The organism is Halomonas sp. SpR1, from assembly GCF_031010175.1.
Classification (GTDB): domain Bacteria; phylum Pseudomonadota; class Gammaproteobacteria; order Pseudomonadales; family Halomonadaceae; genus Vreelandella.
The window spans coordinates 41,583-61,473 of record NZ_JAUAMB010000032.1; the positions used below are offsets into that span (position 1 = coordinate 41,583).

The 19,891-nt window shown below is 57.2% G+C and carries 16 protein-coding genes and 1 pseudogene; 12 read left to right on the forward strand and 5 right to left on the reverse strand.

Features of this window, described 5'->3' with window-relative positions; genetic code table 11:
• Window positions 1–97 precede the first annotated feature (97 nt).
• The 4 genes from feaR to QT231_RS18750 all read right to left on the reverse strand — a co-directional run bounded on the left by feaR (window position 98) and on the right by QT231_RS18750 (window position 4,501).
• Window positions 98–1,042 carry a transcriptional regulator FeaR gene (feaR, locus tag QT231_RS18735; RefSeq protein WP_308338350.1) on the reverse strand — a complete coding sequence of 315 codons (945 nt, stop codon included), beginning with the start codon at window positions 1,040–1,042 and terminating at the stop codon, window positions 98–100.
• 384 nt (window positions 1,043–1,426) lie between these two features.
• Window positions 1,427–2,716, reverse strand: coding sequence for an FAD-binding oxidoreductase (locus tag QT231_RS18740; RefSeq protein WP_308338351.1), 1,290 nt, complete (start codon window positions 2,714–2,716; stop codon window positions 1,427–1,429).
• Between the two features lie 93 nt (window positions 2,717–2,809).
• Window positions 2,810–3,235 (reverse strand): Rid family hydrolase, encoded by a 426-nt coding sequence (locus tag QT231_RS18745; protein ID WP_227404020.1) that lies wholly within the window; start codon window positions 3,233–3,235, stop codon window positions 2,810–2,812.
• 81 nt (window positions 3,236–3,316) lie between these two features.
• A complete protein-coding gene (locus tag QT231_RS18750) occupies window positions 3,317–4,501 on the reverse strand; it encodes a tyramine oxidase subunit B (RefSeq protein ID WP_308338352.1) in 1,185 nt (394 codons plus the stop codon).
• Between the two features lie 134 nt (window positions 4,502–4,635).
• Between QT231_RS18750 and QT231_RS18755 the strand changes: the two are divergent.
• The 12 genes and pseudogenes from QT231_RS18755 to QT231_RS18810 all read left to right on the forward strand — a co-directional run.
• A pseudogene (locus tag QT231_RS18755) lies at window positions 4,636–4,845 on the forward strand (IS256 family transposase); the annotation flags it as partial.
• Window positions 4,846–5,176: 331 nt separating this feature from the next.
• A complete protein-coding gene (locus tag QT231_RS18760; protein WP_308338353.1) occupies window positions 5,177–6,046 on the forward strand; it encodes a helix-turn-helix domain-containing protein in 870 nt (289 codons plus the stop codon).
• A 60-nt stretch (window positions 6,047–6,106) separates the two neighbouring features.
• Window positions 6,107–7,039 (forward strand): transporter, encoded by a 933-nt coding sequence (locus tag QT231_RS18765; RefSeq protein ID WP_308338354.1) that lies wholly within the window; start codon window positions 6,107–6,109, stop codon window positions 7,037–7,039.
• Between the two features lie 9 nt (window positions 7,040–7,048).
• Window positions 7,049–8,266 carry an MFS transporter gene (locus QT231_RS18770; protein WP_308338355.1) on the forward strand — a complete coding sequence of 406 codons (1,218 nt, stop codon included), beginning with the start codon at window positions 7,049–7,051 and terminating at the stop codon, window positions 8,264–8,266.
• A 7-nt stretch (window positions 8,267–8,273) separates the two neighbouring features.
• The gene (locus QT231_RS18775) at window positions 8,274–9,728 is read left to right on the forward strand and encodes an amidase family protein (RefSeq protein ID WP_308338356.1); all 1,455 of its coding nucleotides are present in this window, start codon (window positions 8,274–8,276) and stop codon (window positions 9,726–9,728) included.
• Window positions 9,729–10,262: 534 nt separating this feature from the next.
• A complete protein-coding gene (locus tag QT231_RS18780) occupies window positions 10,263–11,408 on the forward strand; it encodes a GlxA family transcriptional regulator (protein WP_308338357.1) in 1,146 nt (381 codons plus the stop codon).
• 234 nt (window positions 11,409–11,642) lie between these two features.
• A complete protein-coding gene (locus tag QT231_RS18785; RefSeq protein ID WP_308338358.1) occupies window positions 11,643–12,620 on the forward strand; it encodes a dipeptidase in 978 nt (325 codons plus the stop codon).
• A gap of 235 nt (window positions 12,621–12,855) precedes the next feature.
• Window positions 12,856–13,401, forward strand: coding sequence for a DUF5943 domain-containing protein (locus QT231_RS18790; RefSeq protein ID WP_308338359.1), 546 nt, complete (start codon window positions 12,856–12,858; stop codon window positions 13,399–13,401).
• Window positions 13,402–13,425: 24 nt separating this feature from the next.
• Complete coding sequence (dgcA, locus tag QT231_RS18795; protein WP_308338360.1) at window positions 13,426–15,498, forward strand: dimethylglycine demethylation protein DgcA; 2,073 nt, start codon at window positions 13,426–13,428, stop codon at window positions 15,496–15,498.
• A gap of 83 nt (window positions 15,499–15,581) precedes the next feature.
• Window positions 15,582–17,585 carry a (Fe-S)-binding protein gene (locus QT231_RS18800; protein WP_308338361.1) on the forward strand — a complete coding sequence of 668 codons (2,004 nt, stop codon included), beginning with the start codon at window positions 15,582–15,584 and terminating at the stop codon, window positions 17,583–17,585.
• Entirely contained in the window at window positions 17,582–18,901 is a 1,320-nt protein-coding gene (locus tag QT231_RS18805; RefSeq protein WP_308338362.1) for an electron transfer flavoprotein subunit alpha/FixB family protein, read from the forward strand. The genes QT231_RS18800 and QT231_RS18805 overlap by 4 nt, the downstream gene beginning before the upstream one ends.
• Entirely contained in the window at window positions 18,891–19,724 is an 834-nt protein-coding gene (locus QT231_RS18810; protein ID WP_308338363.1) for an electron transfer flavoprotein subunit beta, read from the forward strand. Before QT231_RS18805 ends, QT231_RS18810 begins: the two co-directional genes overlap by 11 nt.
• 73 nt (window positions 19,725–19,797) lie before the next feature.
• Here the strand turns inward: QT231_RS18810 and QT231_RS18815 are convergent.
• Window positions 19,798–19,891 (reverse strand): IS3 family transposase (locus QT231_RS18815; RefSeq protein ID WP_308338364.1); only part of this gene is annotated, 94 nt, incomplete at its 5' end.

Sequence of the window (19,891 nt, forward strand, 5' to 3'; positions counted from 1 at the left end):
AGAGGGTCAGCGCGGGTGGAATGGTCAATAGGTCGAATGATCAATAGTCTCAGCGTTAGCCCTAACGCTAGCCTTGGGCGGCGAAACGTTAGGCGGCTTAGGCTGCATAATCCAGATGTGCACGGCGGTACTCGCGGGGCGAGCTGGCGAATTCGCGTTTGAAGGAGCGACTGAAGTGGGCAGAGTCAGTAAAGCCCCATTTGTATGCGATCTGGGTGATTGAGCGCTTGATCAGCATCGGACTTGCTAGCTCCTCCGCGCAGCGCGCCAGACGTCGGCGCTGCACGTACCGGCACACGGTTTCACCGTGCTGCTCGAACAGTCGATAAAGCTGGCGAACCGACATGTGAAAGGCAGCCGCCAAGCGCTCCGGGCTGATATCGTCCTCGTGGAGGTGCTGATCGATGAACTGCTGCACGCAGTTGAACAGCGTGCCATCGGCTTGTTCCATGAAAGAAGGAGTAAGGGCCTGATGTTGGTAGATCCCCGGCAGCAGCGCCACCAGTGAATTCGCTACTCCCTGCCCTCGCTCTTCGGTCGATGCCAACGGCTCGGTCACCATTCGATTGACCACCAGCTGCAGGATCTGACTGCTGGCACAGTCGGTAGTAATTTTCATGAAAGGAAGCGAAATATGGCCGAAGCGCTGAGCTACCTCGCTGCGTGACAGATGCAACGAATCGTGCTCGATCAAGCCATGGGGAATGACGTCACAGGCTTTAACGGAATCCATCAGCGCCATTTCGCCCGGTCGCAGGGTGATGGAGGTATTGTTTTGCACCAAAGTGGCGTGGCCCTGCTTCTGCACAACCAGGAAGCAGTAGCGATCTTCGCCGTGGCGCTGGGCATGGCTACTGGTCACTTTTTCAGCATTTGTGACAATATTGGCTATATCAATGCCACCATTGGTGCGCGTCGAGACGCTTCCCTGAAAGCTGCGACGATCCCTGAGCCTACAATCGAAGTGGCCGCAGGTCTGCCTTAGAGTGCCAAGCCAGACATCGAACGGCATGGGCATTGCACTTGCATTCGTGGATAGCATGGGACCACCATTTTCATTAATATTTTAATGATTAATTCCACTCTAGATAAAAAATCGCCTAGGCACCACCATCCATTAGTCAAGTCCTCTCTGGAATGCGCCAGAGGCTCGCTCATATAGCACTGGCAACTTTACAACAAGCAATTTTCATGCCACAGGCGCAACGAGTACGTTCTGAAAAGTCCGTTGATGGCGTTTTCACTGCCTTGATGCTATTGATCATGCTCAGCGCCTTGAGGGCTGGCATCCGGCGCCCAGCCAGGACGAGCCTGGCGTTTTCTAGGGTGAGATTATGGATATAAGAGAGGAAGGTTACGGCTGTTCCAGAAGCCACCGTTAGCTACATGGGTGTGGGCAGAGCGTGGCATAGACGATCCGCACAGTTTAGAACCTCCCGAACCGGTAAGGCCTTGGATCGATGATCGGCTCGTTGTTCATGATCAGATCCGCGGCGAGCTGGCCTGCCGCCGGCGAGGTGCCAAAGCCGTGGCCGGAGAAGCCGGAAGCCAGGGTCAGCCCCGGCACGCCGGGCACCGCATCAATGACCGGGTTGGAGTCCGGCGTGATGTCGATCATGCCTGCCCAGGCTTCTTCGACGGTCGCCTTTTCGAACACCGGCCATGCCGCGGACAGATTGTGGTGGGCATCACGGTTGAGCATTTGATTGATCGGCGGATCCAGGGTGCGCACGCGTTCGAAGGGTGAGTTGCCATTTTTCCAGCGCCGCGGCAGCGACAGATCCCGCCAGAAATGCTTGCCCAGCGATATCCGCAAAAGCCCACGCTGGGCGCGCAGTGCGCTTAAATACTTGGATCCGACCAGTAGATGATCCAACGTCAGCGGGGCATCGAGTGCACCACGCTGGGTCACGATGAAGCCGCCATCCTTGTGCTTTCGAAAGGAAAAATCCGGCCCACCAACGGCGATGTCAGTGGGCCCTTCCATGGCGCCGGTTCGAAACACCGACAGAATCAGCGGTAACGTCGGCAGGGAGATGCCGATATTGCCCAGAAACCGCCGGGACCACATACCGCCGGCCAGTAGCACCTGATCGCAGTGAATTTCGCCGCGCTCGGTTACCACACCGCTCACCCGCCCGCCGGCGCGGGTAATATTGCGTACCGCACAGTGTTCGACGATGACCGCACCCCGGGCGATGGCCGCCTGAGCGATGGCGCTGGAGGCAAGCGTCGGCTCGGCGCAGCCGTCAGATGGCGTGAAGATGGCGCCAGCCCAGTCACCGCGCCCGCCCGGCACCTGCGCGTCGATCTCGCGCGCGCTCAACAGTCTGGAGTCCAGCGACAGCTCCGCGACCGAGTCGAGCCAGGCTTCATGCACGGCGAGCTGATCGGACGTGCGCGACAAAAACATGATGCCCGACTGGCGATATCCCACGTCGCTGCCGGTGCGCTCAGCCATGGAGGCCCATAGCCGGTCGGAAGCCAGCGCCAGTGGCACATCCTCGCCGTGACGGCTGGTCTTGCGGATCCAGCCCAGGTTGCGGGAGGACTGCTCACCGGCGATGCGTCCCTTTTCCAGTACCGTGACGGGCACGCCGCGCTCGGCGAGCGTCAGGGCGGCGGTCAGGCCGATAATGCCGCCACCGATGATGACCACGGTGGTCGAGGTGGGAAAGTCGTTGGAGGTCTCGACGGGTGTGATAGTCGGTGCCATGAACGCGTCCTGATCGGTTGATCGTTCAGCGCAGTATGCCCGGGTCAGGCCGGCCATACCGCGTTGGATCAAGTTATAGGGCCGAACGACGCCTCACTGAGCGGAGGTGTCGATCCGGATGGTCTCGGCGTTGCCAGCGCCTCGGTAAGCGGTCACTTCCAGCTCGACCTTGTAGACCTCGGCGCCGAGCGGCGGGCAGGTCACGGTAATGACCGGGTCGACGCCGCGCATGGTTTCGCCGAACAGGGTCATGACCGTTTCGGTGTCGGCCGGGTTCTGAATGAAAATCCTGGCAGATACCACGTCGGAAAGGTCGCTATCGACGGCTGAAAGCCCGCGTTCAATGTTGGCGAAGACCTGCTTCAACTGCTCACTGACGTCGTCTGGAATCTCTTTGGTGTCCGGGTTACGCCCGGCAGTGTTAGAGACAAGGATCCAGTTGTCGACGGCCACCACGCGTGAATAGCTGGCGTGTTCCTCGAATTTGGAGCCGGTTTTGACCTTGGTGATCGTAGTCATTAGAGAACGCTCGCTTTGCAATCAATGAGAAGGGCGAGCATCGACCGAGAGGCGATGCCCGCGGATAGAGATGCCGACGCCTTATTTCAGCGCGGGCTCATCCCACAGGTTCAGCTTGACGCCAATGCCCTGCTCAACGGCCTTGCGGTAGACGACCGTGGCCCAGGCAACGTCTTCGACCGGCATGCCGCCGACCGACATCATGATGATCTCCTCGTCGCTCTGACGGCCTGGGCTGTCACCGGAGACGATAGCGCCCAGATCTTCCAGCGCGCTGGCCTCAAGGGTGCCGGCGTGGAGCATGTCCATGAACTTCACGCCGACCAGTGGAATCACGTTATGGGCGGGCTTGGGCACCTCTTCGTACCAGGCTTCGTAAAGGCCGGTGTCATCGAGCACCTTGCGGATGTCCGGCGCTTCCATGCCGGCATCGAAGTTGCACGGCGCGGGCATTGCCAGAAAGGCACCCGGCTTTACCCACTCGCGCTTGACCATCGGGTAGAGGTCGGGATTGCCGACCTCGCCGGAGGCGCAGTAGGTCACGATGTCGGCATCGCGCACCACCGCTTCCTCCGAATCCACGACCTCGATGTTGGTGACCTGGGGGTAGTGCTCCTTCACCCACTCGACAAAGCCTTTGATGTTCTTCTCGCTGCGCCCCTTGATCTTGATGGTGTCGATCTCCGGGCAGACCGCCATGAACGCGGCCACGCTCGTGCGGCCCATTACCCCTGGGCCCAGCAGGCCGATAACGCGGGAATCCTTGCGGGCCAGATGGCGAGCGCCGACACCCGGCACGGCGCCAGTACGGTAGGCCGACAGCAGGTTGGCCGACATGTACGCCAACGGCGCGGCGGTGTCCGGGGCGGTCAGCGTGAACATCAGGATGGAACGGGGCAGGCCCTTTTCCCGGTTGGCGATGTTGGAGCCGTACCATTTCACGCCGGACATGCAGAAGCTGCCGCCCAGGTAGGCCGGCATCGCCATCATGCGGCGATCGGCAGTCGGTTTTGGCATGGTCGGAAACGGCGACTCCTCTGGGAACATGATCATGGCGCCGTGGGAGTCGTTGTTGGGCCCAGCCATGCGGTAATCGCCGATGTGAAGCAGGTGGAAGACCTCTTCCATGGTGTCCACACAGGCGGCCATATCGGTCACGCCGGCACGAATCATGTCCTGCTCGGAGAGGTAGATGAAATCAATCTTGGTGTTGTTGCCCATGATGGTGTCCTCGATGCGTTCTTGTTGGAATGCGGTGCATTTCATATTGCGCATCTCAAGGCCAGGGCGTTAGCACAGATTGGCAATTCGCTCGGATGCACCGACCAATGGCTTAACAAGCGAGCTTACGTTACAACATGGCCTAGCGCTTCAGCCCGCCCTGCGCAAGGTGTCCCCGGACACTCGTCACCGTGCGACTAAGAACCAAGCGGAGCCGCTCCTGTGGCAACCGCGACACCACGTTATTGATGGTGTTCAAGCTGCACCAATCCGCCCAGAAACGCTGGGAAAGGATCAAGGGGGTCGACCAACTGAAGCTGGTTGTGAACAACGTTCAGTTTCGGGATGGAGAACGGATGGGTGATCAATCTGACAGAAACGTGGCCTGATGGTCATACACCAGATTTGGCAATAACTCTGCATACGGCACTCTAGACCAAAAATGATGGCAAGCATCAACAAGACTCGATGGCTTAAATGCTTTATACCTAAAGTGAGCGTTAAAAATTTTTATTATATAAAGCTAGTCCGTTAATGTGGCGCGGAAGTTGCTTGACTAAAAAGCTTACAATAACCTTACGGTCAAGGAGAGTCATGATGAGCGTTGAGCCATTACTTATCCAAGAACCAACATCCAGTAATGCGTTATTCGAGTGCCAAACCCACGATGTTATCGAGCATGCGCAGACGCCAAGCGGGTAGACACTCAATTATGAACAGGTGTCGGCCGGTAAGTTTTTAGGGCAGGTGTGTCAATTACAGCTACCTAATATTCAGATTATCGAAGATAAAACCAACCAGGCGATGATTAAAAGTGGAGAAGCCTTTAAAAACTCAATTTGCTTTAGTGTTTCAACTAATCAAAGCCCATCCGATCTGGTTTGTCTCGGCAATGTTTTCACTTCCCCCGGGCTCCTTGTCTCCGATTCCCAGAACTTACCTGAATTAAGAACACCTGCGGGGCTGAGAGTGTTTAACTTAAGTGTTCAAAAGGATTTGCTAATTGATTACATAGTCAAGCAGAATCTAGCGTTTGAACCAAGCTGTTCTCCTTATTTCTTCCCTTTCAATAACCCGCAAACTCAGGTAATGCTAGCCCAGGCGACTGAGCGAATCTTCTTTTTAAGTAAGCAGGGAAAACTCGCAAAACTGATACACAAGAAAAATGCTCAGGATTTATTGCTGCTGCACCTTCTTGATACGTGTGAAACGGCTTGCTTGCCCCCCATTTCGTCTACACGAAAAAAGCAGATGGTTGATCGCGCCCGTATTTACGCTATTGAGAATAGTGACACTCCCCTGTCAATCATGGATTTATGCAACCATGTAGGGGCCAGTCGAAGAAAGCTCCAATACTGTTTTCAGGATGTGCTTGGCATTAGCCCAGTATCGTTTCTGCGTATTCTCCGGCTCAATGCTGTCCATAAAGCGCTATGCACTGGGGGTGAAGAAAAGCAGATCCAGGATATTGCCGCAGAGTGGGGATTCTGGCATTTGGGCCACTTCACCTCGGATTACCGCAACCTCTTTGGGGAGCGTCCTTCAGATACGCGCAGCAGAACAAAAAGCAAGTTTGCCAATCTCGGATAACGCCGCCGTAGGGGGCGTCATAAGCTGAAGTGGCTCATTCTGAGACATAGAGGCAATATCATGACTCCTAGAAAAACAATGTTAACCCGCATTTTATTGACATTAACCTTTGGCTATTCAGCAGCTTCCCTGGCAACCGAGAATGGCTCGCCGACAACGGCAATGGGATTGCTTGATTTTGGCGCAGGGTATTTACCACCCGCAACCGATAATGGAACCCTAGGTTTTAGAACGGCGTATTACTCAACGGATGCACAAAAGGATAACGATGGAAATGATACGGGTAATGATTTCTCGTTAGATGTCCTTTCTCTCTCGCTTGCCTATATCTATATGACGGATCAAAAAATGCTAGGCGCCCGGTATGGCTTTGGGGCAGTCGCGCCTTTTTTCAAAATGGACGCCGATCTACAGATAGAACGTGGCGGAATGACGCTGTTCAGTGACGAAGCAGATGTCTTTGAACTGGCGGATATCCAGGTTTTACCAATGTTACTGCAGTGGATGCCAAGTCCTAATTTGTCGGTTCTTGCTCTGTTCCAGATTCAGACGCCTACAGGTGACTATGACTCAGAGCGTCTCGTCTCTCCTGGATTAAATCGCTGGGCATTTACCCCTCAAGCGGCGTTTACCTATGTCAGTGAACAGGGGTATGAGGTGTCTTCTTCTTTCCAGCTTGACGTTAACACGCGTAATAAAGACACCGACTACCGGAGTGGCACTGAGTATCGCCATGAGTTCGCGGTTGGCAAGCATGTTGGCCCGTGGACGGTCGGTGTCGGCGGCTATCACTACCAGCAGATTACCGATGATGATGCCCCAGGATTGGAAGGCGGTAATCGTGCTTCGGTCTTTGCTGCCGGGCCAGCCATTGGCTTCTTTGACCCAGGGTCGTCAATTCCGCCAATACGCTTCCACGCTTATAAGGAGTTTGGTGCCCGGAACCGTACCGAGGGCTACAACATTGCTTTAACAACGTCATTCAGTTTCTGAGGGGGGCTAATGAGCAATATACCTTTAACCCGGGAAGCGGGACGGTCTCAAGGGGCGGTGTTGGTGCTGGGTAGTAGCCTGACCATTATGGGGTCAGTCATGGTGGCGCCCATTATTCCCAAGCTGATTGCAGAGTTTGCCGCCAGCGAGCCTCGCGTCGATGTGTTGGCACCGCTGGCCATTACCGGGCCAGCGTTAGCCATTGCCGTATTCGCCCCATTGGCGGGTTGGCTGGCGGACGGTTTTGGTCGAAAGCTTATTTTGATCTTTGCTACGTTGCTTTATGCGTTGCTAGGCGCTGCACCCGCGCTACTCCATGATCTTCAGTCGATCGTTATTGCCCGCTTTCTTTTTGGTATTAGTGAGGCCATGGTGATGACCTGTTGCACGGCGTTAATTGCCGACTATTGGCAGGGTGAGCGCAGGCTCCGTTATATCAATGCTCAGGTAATCTCTATCGCGCTTGTGGGGTCTGTGTTTTTTGTTATAGGTGGCGCATTGGGTGAACAATCCTGGCGTACGCCTTTCTATCTTTACCTGCTACCCCTGCTTCTCGTTATACCCATGATGAAACTGCTCTGGGAGCCTGTTTCGCGTTCGGAACAGGGGGCAGAGGCCGATAAAAAACGCATTGATGTGGTTGCTTTGGTGGTCGGCTACCTGTTGATTTTTGGTGGCATGGTGTTGAGCTTTGTCGTGCCAGTACAAACGCCGAGACTAATGGTTCAGCTTGGAATTATGTCAAGCACGTTGATTGGCATGGCGACAGGCGCCGGTCTGTTGGCATCGCTCCTTGGCGCCCTGGTGTGGCCGCTTATCAGACGAACCATCGGTATTAAATGCACCAACGCTTTGCTACTCGTGTTTATGTCATCGGGGCTTATGCTCCTTATCAACGCCGGTTCGCTCATCGGGATTCTTGTCGCGGTGGTCATTCATGGTATCGGCGCCGGGTTGTTAGTCCCTAATGCGCTTACCCCGGTAATGAACGCGTTAAACAAGCGCCAAAATGGGCGAGGAATGGGCGGATTCACCTCCTGCCTTTATTTGGGCCAGTTTGTTAGTCCTTTATGTGTGGCTTTGCTGATTTTGCTGACCGGTACCCTGACGCATGCGATTGCTATGTTGGCAGTCATCGGTTTTGGTTTTGGCGCCGTTTGGTTAATTTACGCCTTGTTTGCCAAGCAGAGCGACACTTCTCCTTTAACGACCACAGCTAATAAGTGATATTAAAATGACACGCGATATTCACACCATAATGGATAGCCAGGATGGCCTTGGACTGGCTGATAAGGTGCGGCAAAAGGAAGTCAAGCCTGCTGAGCTGGTAGAGGCGGTCATCGAACGTTTGGAAGCCGTCAATCCTAAACTCAATGCGTTAGCAGAGCCGTTATATGAACAAGCGCTGAAGGGCGCTAAAGAGGAGCTTAATACGCAGCAGCCATTTTGCGGCGTGCCTACCTTTGTTAAAGATCTTTTTTCGCCTCTTAATGGCGCCAGGATGGCGAGCGGCTCCTTTGCGTTGGGAGAGGCGCGCGCGGAAATCGACGCCGAGGCCGTAGCGCGGCTGCGTCGTGCGGGCTGCCTTTTTGTAGGCACCAGTACCTCGCCTGAATTTGGCACTTCTTACACTACCGAGTCGAGCCGGTTTGGGGCTACCCGTAACCCCTGGAATCTGGAGAGAAGCGTCGGAGGCTCAAGTGGTGGAGCCGCTGCTCTGGTGGCTGCAAGAGTGGTGCCTTTTGCCCACGGGAATGATGGCGGCGGCTCCCTCCGGGTGCCGGCATCTTGCAGCGGTATTTTTGGACTTAAGCCTACCCGGGGCAGAATGCCATCAGGCCCGATGGTGGGCGAGGGCTGGGGTGGCATGGGGACGCCTCATGCGATGACCGTGTCGGTACGCGACAGCGCAGCGTTACTCGATGCTACCAGCGGTGCTGATCTAGGCGCACCCTATGCCGCTCCGGAACAACGAAGCTCATTTTTGAGCGCCGTAGGAAGGTCGCCTGGCACGCTGCGTATCGCCCTGGTGGAAAGCATGACGCCCTGGGAGTCAGGTGCCGAGGCCCGAGAAGCTGTCCAGCTTACTGCGAAGTTGTGCGAATCACTGGGGCATTGTGTCGAATCGGTATCGCTGCCGGTGAACTTACCTGAATTTATTCATAATACTTTCAGCATTATCGCGCCCAATACACAGAATTTTATTAATACCCTCGGTGAGATGCGTGGATTCCCTGTAAAGGATAGCGAACTGGAGCCTCGCACCAGAGTAATGTTGAGAGAGAAGGGCCGGATCGACGCAACAACCTACGTGGCTGCCATTGAATACATGCATGCCCTAGGCCGTTCGCTGGCCGAATTTATGGAGGACTACGACCTGATTTTAACCCCAACTCTGACACGCAAGCCGCCGCTCATTGGGGAGCTGGATGCCTTTGACGATACCCTGTGCCTTGAGGACATCATCCACCAATTCCATAGCTACTCACCCTTTACGGCTATTTTTAACGCGACCGGTCAGCCGGCCATGTCAGTGCCGTTGTATTGGACCAGTGACAGTCTGCCAATAGGCAGCCATTTTGCCGCTCGGTTTGGGGACGAAAGCACGCTGCTTTCATTAGCCGCTCAGTTGGAACGCTCGCACCCTTGGGTAAATAAGCTGCCACCCGTGAATGCAATGGCGCGCTAAAACACAGTGGTAGATTGGCTGGAAGACAGCCGCGGTCGTTACTAAGCAGGCGTTGATAACTTATCCCCACCCCCTTATCCGTTAGGCGGTGGGGGGAAGTTGGTCTGGAAATGGCTTTCCGCGAATAAAAACGGGCGCCAGCGCGGCCGTGAGTGAAAGGTCAACAGGCCCTAATATCCCGCAGAAACCTACTTTTATAGGCGTTATGACAGTCTTTCGTACTGCTGAGACGAGGTGCGAGATAACGGCGCCATTCCTGTAGCGCCTTGCTACCACTTAGCCCGTAAGGCCAACCTTTAGTCACCTCTCAATGGTTTTGGAAGCGACCTCCAGTATCGTATTTACGACTGATCGCCAGATTCGCGTGATAGTGTTGTCGCTTTCCGTCCTGTTCATGCCAATATACGACCAAAGAGCAATGCCCCTCCTGCACGAGCGAGTATTCACGACAGTAAGGAGGAAACTAAAATACGCCAGCGACGCCTATACTAATAAGAAAAAAATGATGATTAAAAGGTGACGGAGGGTAAGACCATGACATCAAATCAAGCAAAAGACCCGGCAGCAAAGACCGATCGTGCGGGTGAACCTCAAACCCTTGGCTTTCTACTGTTAGATAATTTCACGCTGATTTCTCTGGCATCAGCGATAGATCCTTTACGGATGGCTAATCAGTTGGCCGGCCGTGAGTTGTATCGCTGGTATACCCTGACCCAAGACGGTCTGCCCGTGCGTGCCAGCGATGGGTTGCAGGTAACGCCTGATGCGTCCATGCATACCCCACTCTCGCTTGAGTGGGTGGTTGTTTGCGGCGGTGTAGGCCCTCATCACAGTGTCACCCGCGAGCACGTGCGTTGGCTGCAGTCCCAGTCGCGCCAGTTAAAACGATTAGGCTCGGTATGCACGGGCAGTTGGGCGCTGGGCCAGGCGGGGCTGCTCGATCACTATCAAACCAGCGTGCACTGGGAGTGCCTGGCCTCCATGCAGGAGGCTTTCCCCAATGTCATTTTGACTCCGCACCTTTTCTCTATTGATCGTGATCGATTCACCGCCTCTGGCGGCACCGCACCGCTGGATATGATGCTTAACCTGATTGCCCACGACCATGGGCGTGAGCTTTCGGCAGGCATCTCTGAGATGTTTATCTACGAGCGTGTGCGTAACGAGCAGGATCAGCAGCGCGTTCCTCTTAAACACGTGCTGGGCACGACTCAGCCCAAGCTGTTAGAGATTGTGGCGTTGATGGAATCCAACCTTGAGGAACCGATCGAGCTCGATGAGCTGGCAAGGTATGTGGATGTATCACGGCGCCAGTTAGAACGGTTGTTCCAGCGCTATCTACTCTGCTCTCCATCTCGCTATTACCTTAAGCTGCGCTTGGTGCGTGCCCGTCAATTGCTCAAGCAAACGCCTCTCTCGATCATCGAAATTGCGTCTGTTTGCGGCTTTGTCTCTACGCCCCATTTTTCGAAGTGTTATCGTGAATACTTTGGTGTGCCGCCGAGAAATGAGCGCTTGGGTATGCACGACCGTCAAGGAAATAACCCCACTAAGTCACCATCGTTAATTAAGCGCTGGGGGGGCGAGCCTTACAAAAGCGAACCTCTTTCGAGCGCCCAGCAGGCGCTTGCCCATGCCCAGGGCGAGCCTACCTTTGCCAGCGTGCCGCTACTGCGCTGATAGGTACTTCGTCACCACTGTTCCAAACCTGCTGTCCACCTAAGGGCAGCAGGTTTTTTAGTAGCTGCTATCTCTAAAGTACTCCTCCTCCTCTGCAAAGGTTAGCGGGTGCGTGGGTAGTGGTCGTGTTCACGACACAATGACGCTTTTGGAATTTCCGCCGTCGTTTCCAAGAGCAGTCCAATCCAACGTCAGCGCTATGCTCGCTACATTAACCAATGTTGGAGCTTAGCTATGACCCCCTCTGAACTGCACAATGATGCTATCGTCATCGATGGCTTAATCATCGCCAAATGGAACCGTGAGCTGCTTGAAGATATGCGCCGCGGCGGCCTTACCGCTGCCAACTGTACAGTTTCAGTGTGGGAAGGTTTTCAGGCCACGGTCGATAACATCGTCAAGTCCAACCAACTAATGGCCGAATGTAGCGACCTGGTGCGTCCTGTTCGCACCACCGCTGACATCACCCATGCGAAAGAAGAGGGCAAGACCGGCATCATTTTCGGCTTCCAGAACGCCCATGCCTTTGAAGATCAAATTGGCTATGTAGAGATCTTCAAGCAGCTCGGCGTGGGTATCGTACAGATGTGCTACAACACCCAGAACCTGGTAGGTACCGGATGCTACGAGCGCGACGGCGGCCTTTCAGGGTTTGGTCATGAAATCGTTGCCGAAATGAACCGTGTCGGCATCATGTGCGATCTTTCTCACGTGGGTGCCAAAACCTCCGAGGAAGTCATTCTCGCCTCCCAGAAACCGGTCTGCTACTCCCATTGCCTGCCCTCCGGGCTTAAAGAGCATCCGCGCAACAAGTCCGATCAAGAGCTCAAGTTTATTGCCGACCACGGCGGTTTCGTCGGCGTCACCATGTTTGCGCCTTTTCTGAAGAAAGGCATCGACTCGACCATCGAAGACTACTGCGAGGCCATCGAGTACGTCATGAACATTGTTGGTGAAGACGCCATCGGTATCGGCACGGACTTCACCCAGGGCCACGACCAGGAGTTCTTCGAATGGTTGACCCACGACAAGGGGTACGCTCGTCGGCTGACGGACTTCGGCAAGATCATCAATCCCAAGGGTATTCGCACCATTGGCGAGTTCCCCAACCTTACCGAGGCGCTCCTGAAACGCGGAATGAGTGAGTCCCAGGTGCGCAAGATCATGGGCGAGAACTGGGTGCGCGTGCTCAAGGATGTGTGGGGGAGCTGATGAGCCCTACTCACGCGGCTTTACCGGCGATAGGCCTACGAGGGGGCGCTGTGAATCCTTCCTTGGACGCTACTTTTGCCATCTGCCCGCCATGGATGGCGGAAATGCCGGAATTGTCAGGAATATTTTCCGGCCATGGCAAAAGACCCCCTCTACGGCCTATCCCCGGCGCCGCTCGCCTTGCAGAACGGCTGCTTAGTTACTCCATAACAATCAAGATTTGAGGAATACAACCGTGACCAAACTGGCCCCCGCACTGCCCATCGAAGTGGATAGCGAAACCGGCGTCTGGACAAGCGACGCTCTGCCGATGCTCTATGTACCACGACACTTCTTTATCAATAACCACGTGGCTGTCGAAGAGGCGCTAGGCGCGGAGAAGTATGCCGAGATTCTCTATCATGCCGGCTACAAGAGCGCCTGGCACTGGTGCGAGAAAGAAGCCGAATGCCATGGAATCGAGGGCGTGGCTGTCTTCGAACACTATATGACACGTCTCTCTCAGCGCGGCTGGGGAATTTTCACTACTGAGCAGATCGACCTTGATGCAGGTACGGCGAGAGTTCGGCTTGAGCACTCCTGCTTCGTCTACCAGCTGGGCAAAACTGGGCACAAAGAGGAGTACATGTTCACCGGCTGGTTCGCCGGTGCCATGGATCAAATCCTCGCCGCACGCGGAAGCTCACTGCGCACCGTCGCCGAGCAAACGCAGAGTGGGGCCGAAGAAGGCTGCGATGTCGGCGTATTTGACGTTAGGCCGCTGACCGACGCCACCCGCTAACCGCGGGAATGAGGAGAGAAAATCATGGCATTTGACGCAATTTTCGAACCGATTGAGATCGGCAAGTTGACCATCCGCAATCGTGTGGTCAGCACCGCCCATGCCGAGGTGCATGCCACCGACGGCGGCATGACCACTGAACGCTACGTCAGATACTACGAGGAGAAGGCCAAAGGTGGTTGCGGCCTGTGTATCTGCGGAGGCTCGTCGGTCGTGTCCATCGACAGCCCCCAGGGTTGGTGGAGTTCGGTAAACCTGTCCACCGACCGCATCATTCCACATTTTCAGAATCTGGCCGATGCCGTGCACAAGCATGGTGGCAAGATCATGATCCAGATTACCCACATGGGGCGCCGCTCTCGCTGGGACGGTTTCGATTGGTCGACCCTGGTATCACCCTCCGGTATCCGCGAACCGGTGCACCGCTCTACCTGCAAGACCATTGAGGAAGAAGAAATCTGGCGCATCATCGGCGACTTCGCTCAGGCGGCTCGCCGGGCGAAGGAAGGCGGACTCGACGGCGTTGAGCTTTCCGCAGTGCACCAGCATTTGATCGATCAGTTCTGGAGCCCGCGGGTTAACAAGCGCGAGGATGAGTGGGGCGGTAGCTTCGAGGGTCGTATGAAATTCGGCCTGGAGGTGCTTAAGGCGGTACGTGCTGAGGTGGGTGACGACTTCTGCGTCGGTATGCGTATCTGTGGCGACGAGTTCCACCCAGACGGTCTCTCCCACGACGACATGAAGCAGATCGCCGCTTACTACGATGCCACGGGCCAGGTCGACTTTTTCGGCGTGATCGGTTCCGGCTGCGACACGCACAACACGCTAGCCAACGTCATTCCCAATATGTCCTATCCGCCGGAGCCTTTTCTGCATCTGGCGGCGGGGATCAAGGAAGTGGTAACCGTACCGGTGATCCACGCCCAGAACATCAAAGACCCCAATCAGGCTCAGCGAATTCTTGAGGGTGGCTATGTAGACCTGGTGGGCATGACCCGGGCACATATCGCCGACCCGCACCTGATCGCTAAGATCAAGATGGGCCAAATCGACCAGATCAAGCAGTGCGTGGGTGCTAACTACTGCATCGACCGTCAGTATCAGGGCCTGGACGTGCTGTGTATCCAGAATGCTGCGACGTCGCGGGAATATATGGGCCTGCCCCACATCATTGAGAAAACTGAGGGCGCCAAACGCAAAGTCGTCGTAGTCGGCGGTGGCCCCGGCGGCATGGAGGCAGCGCGCGTTGCAGCAGAGCGCGGTCATGACGTCACTCTATTTGAGGCAGCCGAGGTCCTGGGTGGACAGATCACCATTGCCGCCCAGGCGCCCCAGCGCGATCAGATCGCCGGTATCACCCGCTGGTATCAGTTGGAATTGGCGCGTCTCAAAGTCGATCTGCGTCTCGGCACCCGCGCCGACGAAGCAACGCTGCTCGACCTGCGCCCGGATATCGTCGTGCTAGCCACCGGTGGTCAGCCCTTCCTGAGCCAGCACCCTGAGTGGGGCTACTCGGAGAATGCCGAGGAAAGCCTAGTGGTCAGCACCTGGGATATTCTTTCCGGGAAAGTGGCGCCGGGTAAAAACGTGCTGCTTTATGACGCCATCTGCGAATTCTCCGGCGTCTCGGCGGCGGATTTCCTCGCTGATAAGGGCGCCAAGGTGGAGATCGTCACCGACGATATCAAGCCAGGTGCGGCGGTGGGCGGCACCACCTTCCCCACCTACTACCGCAGTCTCTACGAGAAGGAGGTCATCATGTCCTCCGACCTGATGCTGCATAAGGTTTACCGCGAGGGCGACACCCTGGTGGCGGTGCTCGAAAATGAGTACACCGGTGCCCTGGAAGAGCGCGTGGTGGATCAGGTGGTCGTTGAGAACGGTGTTCGTCCCGATGAGGCGCTCTACTACGCCCTTAAAGAGCAGTCCCGCAACAAAGGCCAAGTGAATCTGGAAGCGCTCTACGCGATCCAGCCACAGCCCAGCTTGAGCGAAGAAGGGGAGGGCTTCCTGCTGTTCCGCCTAGGCGACTGCACGGCACCGCGCAATACCCATGCGGCCATCTACGACGCCCTGCGAATCTGCAAGGACTTTTGACTTAGGCGAAAGCCAACAATAATGCGGGGCGCCAGAGCAGCCCCGCCGCCGAAGCCAATGGCACCAAAGATGAGGTGAGCACCATGCTCGAAACGCTCTTGCCGATACTGATTTTCACCGCCCTGGCCCTGGCGGTGATCGGCGCCGTGCGCCGTATACGCCTGTGGCGACAGGGGCGACCCTCACGGGTTAACCTGCTCAAGGGGCTGGTGGCGCTGCCGCGCCGCTATTTGGTGGATCTGCACCACGTCGTAGGGCGTGACAAAATGATCTCCAACACCCACGTGGCCACCGCCGGTGGCTTCGTGGCTGCCGCCGCGCTGATGATCCTGGTGCATGGGCTTGGTATTGCTAATCCGCTGCTGGGTGGATTACTGCTGCTGGCTAGCGCTTCCATGTTTGTCGGCAGCCTCTTCGTGGCACGACGGCGGATCAACCCACCCGCGCGGCTCTCCAAGGGCCCCTGGATGCGCCTGCCCAAGAGTCTCATGGCGTTTTCAATAGGTGTCTTCCTGATCACGCTGCCCACGGTAGGTCTGCTGCCCGACAGTTTGATTGAAGGCAGTGGTAGTTGGCTGCTGGCGCTGGTGTTAGCGGGCGTGGTGGCTTGGGGCCTGGGCGAAATGTTTTTTGGAATGGCCTGGGGCGGGCCCATGAAGCACGCCTTCGCCGGTGCCTTGCATCTAGCTTTTCATCGCCGCGCCGAGCGCTTCTCCACGAAAAAAGGGGGGGCTGGCCGCTCAACGGGCCTCAAGGCGCTGAACCTGGAAGACGAGGCGGCTCCACTAGGCGTGGAAAAGCCTGCCGACTTCACCTGGAATCAGCTGCTGGGCTTCGACGCCTGCGTGCAGTGCGGTCGCTGCGAGGCGGTGTGCCCGGCATTTGCCGCCGGACAACCACTTAACCCCAAGAAGCTGATCCAGGACATGGTCGTGGGCATGGCCGGGGGCAGTGATGCAACCTATGCTGGCTCGCCCTACCCCGGCAAGCCGGTAGGAGAGCACGCCGGGACTCCCCATGGGCCCATCGTAGCGCTGGAAGGGAAGGCCTTGGTCGACGCTGATACGCTTTGGTCTTGCACCACCTGCCGCGCCTGCGTGGAAGAGTGCCCGATGATGATCGAGCACGTGGATGCGATTGTCGATATGCGCCGCCACCTGACCCTGGAGCGCGGTAAAACGCCCAATAAAGGCGCCGAGGTGCTCGACAACCTGATTGCCACTGATAACCCCGGCGGTTTCGACCCTGGTTCGCGGCTTAATTGGGCGGCGGATCTTAACCTACCGCTCATGTCAGATCTCAAGCAGGTCGACGTGCTGCTGTGGCTGGGGGATGGCGCCTTTGATATGCGCAACCAGCGCACCCTGCGCGCCCTGGTTAAAGTGCTGCGCGCCGCCGAGGTGGATTTCGCGGTGTTAGGCACCGAAGAGCGCGACAGCGGCGACGTGGCCCGGCGCCTGGGTGATGAGGCGACGTTCCAATCCCTGGCGAAGCGCAATATTGCCACTCTTTCCCAGTATCGTTTTCTGCAGATCGTGACCTGTGATCCCCACAGCTTTCATGTGCTGGGCAATGAGTATGGAGAACTAGGCGGACATTACGATGTACGCCACCACAGTACTTTTATTGCAGAATTGTATGATGCTGGTCGGCTTACATTCTCGCCCTGGAAGGGCGGCAGCGTTACCTATCACGACCCCTGTTACCTGGGGCGCTATAACGGTGAATATGATGCACCGCGCAATGTGCTTAAGGCGCTGGGCATTGAGGTCAAGGAGATGGAACGCTCCGGTTTCCGCTCGCGCTGCTGCGGCGGCGGTGGCGGCGCGCCGATTACCGATATTCCCGGTGAACGGCGGATCCCCGATATGCGCATGAACGACGTCAAGGAGAGTGGCGCCGAGCTGGTCGCGGTGGGCTGCCCCCAGTGCACCGCCATGCTGGAAGGCGTGGTGGATGCCAGTGCCGAGGTTCGCGATATCGCCGAGCTGGTGGCCGATGCCCTGGTAGAGCGTCCCACTGATGGCGCGTCTGGCAGATCCCGGCGGCCTGCTGCAACGACGTCTGCTGAAGAGGTGACCGTATGAGTGAGACTATTCGTCGCGATCAGCGCCGCGACCCACGTCGTGAATGGATTGCCCGCAACCGCCTGCACCCCGAACACGCCAGTGTGATCGCCGCTCTTGGTGGAACCGGGGGCGGGGCGGCTGCCGTCAGTGAATGGCTGGGGCCCAACGGCGTGGTGCGCAAGAATCCTCGGGCCATCGGTTTTATCGGCCCCAATGGCGTCAAACGGATTGACCGTAGTGGGCTCCAGCAAGGAGAGCAGTCCACCGCGACAGCAACGGCGGCCCGGGATAGCCGCCGCACGGTAACCATTGATCAACCCGCCTTCCTGGTGGCCGTGGTGCCCGACCTGACCGGCGGACGCCTCTCCGGACATGACAAGGATCTGCTGGGCCTAGCCCGGCGTCTGGCTGATGCCGATGCCGAACAGCCCGGTGCTGTGGTGGCGATCCTGTTTGGCGAGCATAAGGGCGAGGGGGGCGGCGAGCTTAAAGAGCAGGCCCTGGGCGAAGCCGGTATTGATCGCGTCGTGCAACTTGATGATGAGCTTTACGCTGGGTTTGCTCCCGAAACGCGTTTGGCAGCCTTGAGTGCCGTGGAGCGGGTGATGGCGCCGCGCTTCTGGCTGTTGCCTGACTCGCCCCTGGGCGGTGCCGATCTGGGGCGGCGGCTGGCCCTGCGCCTGGGCGAGCGCGCGGCCACGGGGGTCTGGCAGGTGGAAGCTGATAATGAGGCCGCTTTGGGGTGGCGCTGCACTGCCCGTGGCGCCGCCGGGAGCCTGGATATCCAGCGCCCTCTGTCGCGGGTTGCGCTGGCGCTGGCTGAGTGCGCCGAGCCAGTGGACGAAACGCGCCACGCGGCGGAGCATCTGAGCCTGGCGACGTCGATTCCCACCACGCTGTCGAGGATCGAAGATTTGGGACAAGTGGCCGTGGATCCTGCGGGCGTGGCGCTGGCCGAGGCGGAGTTCATCCTCTCCGGCGGTAACGGCGTTAAAGAGTGGGATGCCTTCCACCACGCCGCGAAAGTGCTGGGCGCTACCGAAGGTGCATCCCGTGTTGCGGTGGACGACGGCTTTATGGCTCGTGACCGTCAGGTAGGCGCAACCGGCACCTGGGTGACCGCCCGAGTGTATATGGCGGTGGGTATTTCAGGCGCCATCCAGCACCTCCAGGGCATTCAGCGCTGCGACAAGGTGGTGGCGATCAATCTCGATCCAGGCTGCGACATGATCAAGCGCGCCGACCTGGCAGTGATTGGCGATAGCACGCAAATCCTTGCCGCGTTAGTGGCTATGGTGGAACAGCAGCGAGGAGGACAGCGCGATGCGGCCTGATCAACTACAGCAAGGGCAAGAGCAAAAGAAACAGGGAATCGACGTGGCGGTGCTGGTTTCCATAGGGCGCCACCCCACTACCGGTCGTGCGCGGCGCGCCGAACAGGATGCCCGGGGCCTGGAGCTGGCGCTGGCCATGGAAGCCGAACTGCCGGGCACCCGGATTAGCGTTCTCCACGCTGGCCCTCAGAATGATGATGGAGAGGCGGCCCTGCGTGGCTACCTGGGAATGGGGTTGGAGTCCATGACCCTGCTGGAGCAGCCTGAAGGCAGCGATGCCATCCTGGCTCTGGTGGAACATTTAGCCGCAACTTCGCCACAACTAGTGATCACCGGTGCCCGGGCAGAGCGCGGTGAAGGTTCTGGGCTTTTGCCCTATGCGTTGGCAGAACATCTCGGCTGGCCGTTGGTTAATAGCTTGGCGTCGGTAGAAAAGGTGGAGAATGGCGTGGTCACGCTGCTTCAGGCGCTGCCACGGGGGCAGCGTCGTCGTCTCAAAGTGCGTCTACCCGCGATCATCAGTGTGGATGAAGCGGCACCGGCGGCGCGTCAGAGCGCTTTTGGCCCGGCTCGTCGAGCAACCTTCTCGGTAACACCCACTGCCCCTGAAGCCGACAGCGAGCTGGCTCAGTGGCACTTGGCCCCCGCGCGTAAACGGCCTAAGCGTCTGAAAATCGTCAAAGCGGCTTCGGCCAGGGATCGCTTCAAGGCGGCCGCCTCCAAGGCTGAAGGCAAGGGAGGGCAAGTACTCACCGACGTTACCCCGGAGCAGGGCGCTGAGGCGATCTACAAGTTGCTTAAGGAGGAAGAAGTGCTGCGCTGAAACTCATCACGTCTCTAACCATCGTTCAAGCCCGCTTCCCTGAACTGACCCCAAAAACTTGGACAGTAAAACACTAAGCGGACAAGGCCTGAGCTCGGTACTGCACCGGGCTCAGGCCTTTTAGTTTGGACTTGATGCGCTCGTGGTTATAGTAATGGATGTAGTGT

Bases quoted from the DNA above. Each gene is read 5' to 3' on its own strand.
- QT231_RS18770 (WP_308338355.1), top strand. From the start codon at position 7,049: ATGAGCAATATACCTTTAACCCGGGAAGCGGGACGGTCTCAAGGGGCG.
- QT231_RS18800 (WP_308338361.1), top strand. From the start codon at position 15,582: ATGCTCGAAACGCTCTTGCCGATACTGATTTTCACCGCCCTGGCCCTG.
- QT231_RS18745 (WP_227404020.1), bottom strand. From the start codon at position 3,235: ATGACTACGATCACCAAGGTCAAAACCGGCTCCAAATTCGAGGAACAC.
- QT231_RS18775 (WP_308338356.1), top strand. From the start codon at position 8,274: ATGACACGCGATATTCACACCATAATGGATAGCCAGGATGGCCTTGGA.
- QT231_RS18785 (WP_308338358.1), top strand. From the start codon at position 11,643: ATGACCCCCTCTGAACTGCACAATGATGCTATCGTCATCGATGGCTTA.
- QT231_RS18750 (WP_308338352.1), bottom strand. From the start codon at position 4,501: ATGAAATGCACCGCATTCCAACAAGAACGCATCGAGGACACCATCATG.
- QT231_RS18810 (WP_308338363.1), top strand. From the start codon at position 18,891: ATGCGGCCTGATCAACTACAGCAAGGGCAAGAGCAAAAGAAACAGGGA.
- QT231_RS18765 (WP_308338354.1), top strand. From the start codon at position 6,107: ATGACTCCTAGAAAAACAATGTTAACCCGCATTTTATTGACATTAACC.
- QT231_RS18805 (WP_308338362.1), top strand. From the start codon at position 17,582: ATGAGTGAGACTATTCGTCGCGATCAGCGCCGCGACCCACGTCGTGAA.
- QT231_RS18740 (WP_308338351.1), bottom strand. From the start codon at position 2,716: ATGGCACCGACTATCACACCCGTCGAGACCTCCAACGACTTTCCCACC.
- QT231_RS18780 (WP_308338357.1), top strand. From the start codon at position 10,263: ATGACATCAAATCAAGCAAAAGACCCGGCAGCAAAGACCGATCGTGCG.
- dgcA (WP_308338360.1), top strand. From the start codon at position 13,426: ATGGCATTTGACGCAATTTTCGAACCGATTGAGATCGGCAAGTTGACC.
- feaR (WP_308338350.1), bottom strand. From the start codon at position 1,042: ATGCTATCCACGAATGCAAGTGCAATGCCCATGCCGTTCGATGTCTGG.